Genomic DNA, 6,344 nt, shown 5'->3' on the forward strand with positions numbered 1-6,344 from the left:
GCCTCAGCGCTCCCGAGCGTCCAGGACGAGCGCTACCCGTCCGGTGGCAGCGCGGGCGGCCAGGTCGGCGGCATGGGCCTCGGGCACCGCGACGTCGGCGACGGTTTCGCCTGTCTCCTCGACCCGGCTAACACCAACGACGACTGCCTCGACGGTGACCGGGTCCTTGTCGGTGATCTCGCCCTGGTCGCCGGGCGTGGTGACGATCCGGACCGAGTCACCGGAGTAGAGCGGCACGGACGGCATCTGCGCCGGGGTGAGGCTGATGCCCACCAGGGACTCCCCCTCCCCCGGCACCAAGCTGTCGGTGACGGCCTCCTCCGTGAGCAGGGTGCCGACCCACAGGTCGACGGCGGCGCGGCTGCCCTCGAGCTCGCCCTTCTGACTCCCGGCGACCGGGGTCAGCGCTGGGTCGACGCTCACCCGCACCACCGAGAGGTCCCCGGCCTCGATGGTCTCGCCGCGCTTGATGTCACGGCTGACGACCAGGACCTCTTGGGTGTCGTTGACCGAGGTGAACGCGAACGCGGTTCCCAGGGCGCCGGCGGCGACGAGGGCAGCACAAAGTGCGAAAACCCACGGCCTGCGGCGCCGCTTGAGCCGTGGACTGTTGTTGAGATTAGGCGCAGGGCGACTGGTGGAGGGCGCCTCGCCCGACGCACTTTGAGCGGTGTTCAGCGACATGGATCCCGAGTCCTCTCGTGTCTCGATCACCTACGTGTCAAGACGGGCCCTCGGCGATCACCACGAGCCCAACTCGATACTCACACACTAGTGCATTTCTATCGAACGGCTCGGTTTCCACAGGTGACCGATTCCGAGATGACATCGCCCAGTCCTGACCGGAAGGGTTCAGCTCATTCCCCCGATGGAATTAGCGTCAACGCCTCCGAATGACCGGAGTCCATGGGACCACAAATCGTCCGTTTCTTCCGGAATCAGTTTCTCGCCTGGGGATAGCGTCCAAACCCGGCTGCAGTTGCGCACTTGCGACGCCGTGCGGCTGCCGAAGGTCTCCTCAGGCCGAAGCGTCTCCGCCCCGCTGGCGCTGTCGCTGGGACTCACGGAAAGCCGCGACCACCGCATCGACGGCCACCCCGTAAGCGCGGGCGAGCGCTTCAAGCGACTCAGGTGCAGGGAGTCGGGCCCAGCGCCCCTGCTCCCAGGCGTAGTAGGTCGGGACGGCTACCTTCACGGCCATCGCGAGCTTCTGCGCGGTGAGCCCTGCCTGCAGGCGCAACGCCCTGAGGTCGGGGACCTCACCGTCGATCTGGATCAGCCGAAGCGTCGGGATGTCGAGGGCCTTGGCGAGTCTCACCAAGAAGTCGGGGCGCGGAGATGACGTGCCCAACTCCCAGCGAGAGATGCGCTCACCTCCAGCCGCTCCCACCAAGCGCGCCAACTCATGCTGAGTCAACCGCGCTTCCTCGCGAGCAGCCCTCAACGCGTTGGGGTCGATTCCGGAGGCCATCGCCGACGAACACTAGCGGTACCGTTCCCCTGCGGGATCGGTCAGTCTGGGTCGCCCCGGACCGACGACGTGGGACCGCCGAGCCCGTCCGTCTCTCAGTGAGTGCGCCGCTGGCCACGCGGACACTCCTCGCCGCTCGGCGAATGACCTTGGGCACGAAATCGCGCCCAGCCTCGGTGTCACCCTCGGTGGCCTTGCCCCCGCTGGCCGCCCGGCGCAAGCCCCGCACAGGGCCGTGAGTTCTCCCGCGCGATAGCCGGCGGATTCTCCTGGTCGCAGATCAGGCTGATCGCTTACCAACCTCCTTCGCACCTAGGTGACCAGAAAGCGGGGTGGACCATGAACATTCCCCCAGCCGAGAACCCGGTCCCCGGTGTCGTCAGCTTCACCGCCCGCGGAGACGCCGCCCTCGATCGTCTCGCCGAGGCCCTGGTGGCCGAGTGTGACGGCTCGTCAGGGGGCATCGCCGACATCCTCGAGTGGGTCCTGGAGGCCGATGTCGAGGACCTAGCCGAATGCCTGAGCGAGACGATCCGGCTGCACGCCGATCGACCTGGCCGCGGCGTCGAGGAGGTCGGATCCGCGGGCGAGAGCCCCGACGATGCCGCCCGTCGTCGACTCGGAGCGCGCACGCCAGGCGCTGCCAGCACGCCTGGGCCACGCAGCTTCGACGTCGGGCGCTGATCCGGATCGACGGCATACACTTCGTTACACAAGCCCGCTGTGTAACAGAATGTATGGGAGACCTCTGATGCTGCCCAACCCCTACGCACCGGGCGAACTGCCGCGGGTCCTGGCCGGGAGGGAACAGCAGCAGGACAGGATCAAAGGCTACCTGAGCCGGATCGGCGCCTACGGCGAGATGGGCGGCCCGCTCCTGGTGTTCCTAGGCCCGCGCGGGGTCGGCAAGACCTCCCTGCTGCGCGAGGCCCAGCGCGACGCCGAGGCCCACGGATTCATCACCGGATGGGTGGCCTGCCGCCGCAACGCGCCGTTCCTGCCCGACCTGGTGAGCCGTGTCGGAAAGGCCATCGAGACCGCGGACATCCTCCCCCGAGCTGAAAAGGGCACCTGGAAGCTCCGCCTGGAGAGCATCGCTCTGGAGTTCGGGCTGCCGAGCGGGGTGAAGGTGAGCGCGACCGCGGCCGCCGACCGCTCCGGGGCTGAGGCACCTCCACGAGGTGCCCAGATCTCGGCGATGGAGGACCTCCTGCACGAGACCAGCTCCCAAATCCGCGCACGCGGTGGCGCCGGACTCGTGGTCTTCGTCGACGAGCTGCACGCGGCCACCCGCGATGACCTCGCGGTCCTGCTCAACGCGATGCAGAACCTGGCTGGACGGCGCGAGGACAACCCCCTCGCCATCATCGGCGCCGGCCTGCCCTCGACTCCGGGAGTCCTGGTCAACGCAGCCACCTTCGGGGAGCGCAGCACCTTCCTCACGCTTCCCCGACTCGAGCCCGCCGCCGCGGTCGCCGCCGTGGCCGAGCCGGCCTCAGAGCTGGGCGTGACCTGGACACCCGCCGCGCTGCAGGCGATCGCGGCCGAGGCCCAAGGATTCCCGTACCTGCTGCAGGTCCTCGCCCACGCGACGTGGGAGGTGGCCAAGCCCTCAGGAACCAGTGACGTGCTCGACGTCGACCAGGTGCGGGCCGGCCTGCCGCTGGCCGACGACCAGCTGACCTCCATGTACGCCGCCCGGTGGGCGGCCGCGACCGAGCTGGAGAAGCAGATCATGTCCGTGATGGCGCAGGCCGGCACGCCCACGGTGACGCGGGCAGAGATCGCCGCGGCGCTCGGCCGGCCCACGCAGGCCCTGGGCGTTCCGCGTGAGCGCCTGATCGACAAGGGCATCATCGAGCCCGCCAGTCGCGGCGAGCTCCGGTTCACTATGCCCGGCTTCGACCGCTACATCCGCGAGATCCTGGCCACCGGAGCACCGTCGGCCGCCGACCCGGCACCCGGCAGTCTCGGTGCCGGCCGCCGACGGCGCGAACTCCCGCCCGCCTCCGACGGCGGCCACGACGCGCCGCGGCGTTAGAGCTCGCGGCGACCCTGCCGACGTAGGACCGCCTCGAGCTCGGCGACGCCCTCGCACAGCGGCATCGGGGGGCGCGACGTCGGCGAGGTCATCGAGCAGCTCGTCGACGTCGCCGGCCTCCAACTGCGGTGCGCTATAGGCGTTCCACTCCCCCACCGGCGGCGAGTCGGCGCTAGGCCCCGACGTCGGCCGGAGCGTTGTATCAAACGGCCACCGCCAGAGCGACTCGTCTTACGATCAAGGCCGCCTGGTCGTCCATGGCTGATCAGTCTCCCACCCGGAGGCCCCGGAGGGCACCCCTGCACTTATCCACAGCCCGCCGCCGGCGGCCGCGCGTACCCCGGCGAGATCCGCGAGACTCAGGCCAGCGAGACCTCTCGGCAGGAAGGGGCAACCTGGTGGACGACAACGACCAGCTCGAGGCGAGCCGGCACGCGACGGCAGCCCGCGAACACGTCTACAGCTTCAACCGCGCCACGATGTGGGTGCACGACCAGAACCCGGCCCAGACCTCCGACGAGCTGGCGGAGTTCGCCGACCTCGCGGCCGCGCTGCCCCAGGTGTTCTCGCAGCTGTCCAGCACGCTCGAGCAGGCATTGGCCGACCAGGTGCTCAGCATGGACTCGATGACCGACGAATCCGACCCAGCCATGGCGATCGGCGTCGCGCGTCTCCACCTGGAGGAGGCCCGCGGACTCGCGGTCGACCTCCACAAGCAACTGAACGCCGCCCGCAACGCCACCGCGCACATCATCAGCCAGGGCGTCGACGAGGGGCAGGAGTCGATGCCTTGGGACCAGCCCTGACCTGATGGTCCTCGGCCGTCGATGAACCGCGGTGCCTGAGGCCCGCGAGATTTCTTCGCGTCGGTGATCGCCCGAGCGGGTCAGCCTTCCTTTGGTGACTGAGACATGACCCCGGTCAACCAAGGAGCTGCCCGTGAGCACGCCCACCGATTCTCCCTCCGCCGCGGCCGACGGTGACCCGGTTCAGGAGGCCCGCAACCACCTCGAGCAGGCCCGGGCAGCGCTCGACCGCCTCCGTGAGGTCCTGCTCCCGTCGAGCAGTACGCCCCCGTCCGACACGGGAGGCGGTGAGCCGACATGACCACCGACATCGCTCTACAAGCCGCAGACGCAGTCTTCATGGCCGAGCAGACCGTGGGACGCGCCCGCCGGGTCGTCGACGAGCTGCATACCACGATCAACTCCGCGCTCCTGGTTCTGGATGACGCTGAGCTCGACTCGGCCAGGGCCCGCTTCAGTGACCGTGGCGACTACTACCTCGAGGCAGCCGGCGAGCACCTGGACAGGCTGCAGACGCGGTGTGAAGATGCCAAGCACCTCATCCACGGTGTCTACGGCCATCTGGACCTTGCCGTCCAAGCTCTTGCTGCGCTGGGAGATCTGCTCTCCGCTGCCGACGGGCTCGATTTCGCGGTCGTCGCCGATCTGGCTGACCTTAGACCGAGAATCGCGGTGGTCAGCGAGATGGTCATCCTCGGCAAGCCAGTTGCGCGCGCCGCGGTTCGGCACGTCGAGAGCGCCCGCGCCGCGGCGCGCCAGGCAACGCCGGCATCGCTGCTGGAGCCGGTCACCCTCGAGCGGAGCATCGCGACCGCCGGCAAGGAGCTCGGCCGCGCGGACGAGGACGTGCGCCTGCTCGAGAACGTCGTCGACCACGCCGCGGCCAACGCCCGGCAGTCGGCCGGGATCGCCAGTGACATCACCGACAATGCCCGCCGGCGGATGGCCGAACAGGGTCGCGCCCAGGTGCCTCGCCAGGCGTCCCCGGCCGTCGGGTCGCCGGCGCGGTAGGCAGGAGGACGGGCATGGACCTCGATCAGGGCGGCCGCCAGCTGGCTGGCCTCATCCTCGATGCCGCCGGCCGCGGGCAGCATGACCAGGTCGCCGATCTGGTCGCGCCGATGGACGCCGACCAGCTGCGGTCGCTGGTGGCCGTCCTCGCCGTCCAGGTCGACCAGACCCTGCCGGCGGCGCCGGCAACCGGCCCGGCAGCGGTGTGCGAGCTGGCCATCAACGCCGCCGCGCCGATGTTCGGCACCACGCCGGAGGCGATCCTGAGCGCCGAGCGCAGCCGCCCGGTCAGCGACGCCCGCGCCGTGGCCATGACCGCCGCCCGCGAGGTCGGCCTATCCCTGCCGGCGATCGCCGAGCACTTCAACAAGGACCACGGCTCGGTGATCCACGCCGTGCGCCGCACCGCCGAACGCCCCCGGCTGGCCGTCGCCGCGGCCCGGGTCACCAAGCACGTCAACGACCGCTACACCGCCCAACTCCCCCGCCCCGAGGCCAGCGTCGTCAGCCTCCACCAGGACCAGCCCGCGTCGACCTTCGAGCCCGATGGCCCGGTCGAGCACGCCGTCGTGGCGGCCGCCGAGGCCTTCGGCACCACACCCGAGGTCCTCCTGTGCGCCGATCGAACCCGGACGGCCGCCGACGCCCGAGCGGTGGCCATGACCGCGGCCCGCATCCACGGGCACAGCCTGCCGACGATCGCGCGGCACTTCGAACGCGACCACACGACCGTGCTCCATGCCACCCGGCGGATCGAGAAGACCCCGCCGCTGCGCGACCTCGCCGCGAAGATCGCAGCCGAACTCCCCGAGGAGCCGGCCGCTGCCAGCACCCGCCCGGCCGACGTCGACGAGCAGATCCCCGAGGCTCGCTACCGCTCCCCGGCGCCCAGGCCCAGGAACGCGCGGTCCCCGTCTCCGGCGAGCGTCCGCAGCTGAGGGTCGCCCGCTGAAGGCCCTCGTCGGCCTGGCCGCCGCTGCCATCGCCGCGTTCACCGCCGGCGGCATCACCGCAG

General features: G+C 70.3%; 7 protein-coding genes. 5 read left to right on the plus strand and 2 right to left on the minus strand.

What is annotated here, in order from left to right; genetic code table 11:
* Positions 1-3: 3 nt before the first annotated feature.
* A complete protein-coding gene (locus G6553_RS07385) occupies positions 4-684 on the minus strand; it encodes an SAF domain-containing protein (protein WP_242680102.1) in 681 nt (226 codons plus the stop codon).
* Between the two features lie 334 nt (positions 685-1,018).
* Entirely contained in the window at positions 1,019-1,471 is a 453-nt protein-coding gene (locus G6553_RS21665; protein WP_166190592.1) for a helix-turn-helix transcriptional regulator, read from the minus strand.
* A 339-nt stretch (positions 1,472-1,810) separates the two neighbouring features.
* Between G6553_RS21665 and G6553_RS07395 the strand changes: the two genes are divergently transcribed.
* The 5 genes from G6553_RS07395 (at position 1,811) to G6553_RS07415 (ending at position 6,267) form a co-directional block, all read left to right on the plus strand.
* Positions 1,811-2,155: a hypothetical protein gene (locus tag G6553_RS07395; protein ID WP_166190594.1), complete on the plus strand. Its 345-nt coding sequence runs from the start codon at positions 1,811-1,813 to the stop codon at positions 2,153-2,155.
* 67 nt (positions 2,156-2,222) lie between these two features.
* Positions 2,223-3,512, plus strand: coding sequence for an ATP-binding protein (locus G6553_RS07400; RefSeq protein WP_166190596.1), 1,290 nt, complete (start codon positions 2,223-2,225; stop codon positions 3,510-3,512).
* Positions 3,513-3,910: 398 nt separating this feature from the next.
* The gene (locus G6553_RS07405) at positions 3,911-4,318 is read left to right on the plus strand and encodes a hypothetical protein (RefSeq protein ID WP_166190598.1); all 408 of its coding nucleotides are present in this window, start codon (positions 3,911-3,913) and stop codon (positions 4,316-4,318) included.
* Positions 4,319-4,615: 297 nt separating this feature from the next.
* Positions 4,616-5,329 carry a hypothetical protein gene (locus G6553_RS07410; RefSeq protein WP_166190600.1) on the plus strand — a complete coding sequence of 238 codons (714 nt, stop codon included), beginning with the start codon at positions 4,616-4,618 and terminating at the stop codon, positions 5,327-5,329.
* Positions 5,330-5,343: 14 nt separating this feature from the next.
* Positions 5,344-6,267, plus strand: coding sequence for a helix-turn-helix domain-containing protein (locus tag G6553_RS07415; protein WP_207619472.1), 924 nt, complete (start codon positions 5,344-5,346; stop codon positions 6,265-6,267).
* Positions 6,268-6,344 lie beyond the last annotated feature (77 nt).

This window comes from Nocardioides sp. IC4_145 (assembly GCF_011250565.1).
In the GTDB taxonomy this organism is placed as follows: domain Bacteria; phylum Actinomycetota; class Actinomycetes; order Propionibacteriales; family Nocardioidaceae; genus Nocardioides.

Excerpts from the sequence above, each read along its gene's own strand:
- G6553_RS07385 (WP_242680102.1), bottom strand. The coding sequence starts at position 684 with ATGTCGCTGAACACCGCTCAAAGTGCGTCGGGCGAGGCGCCCTCCACC.
- G6553_RS21665 (WP_166190592.1), bottom strand. The coding sequence starts at position 1,471 with ATGGCCTCCGGAATCGACCCCAACGCGTTGAGGGCTGCTCGCGAGGAA.
- G6553_RS07395 (WP_166190594.1), top strand. The coding sequence starts at position 1,811 with ATGAACATTCCCCCAGCCGAGAACCCGGTCCCCGGTGTCGTCAGCTTC.
- G6553_RS07400 (WP_166190596.1), top strand. The coding sequence starts at position 2,223 with ATGCTGCCCAACCCCTACGCACCGGGCGAACTGCCGCGGGTCCTGGCC.
- G6553_RS07410 (WP_166190600.1), top strand. The coding sequence starts at position 4,616 with ATGACCACCGACATCGCTCTACAAGCCGCAGACGCAGTCTTCATGGCC.
- G6553_RS07415 (WP_207619472.1), top strand. The coding sequence starts at position 5,344 with ATGGACCTCGATCAGGGCGGCCGCCAGCTGGCTGGCCTCATCCTCGAT.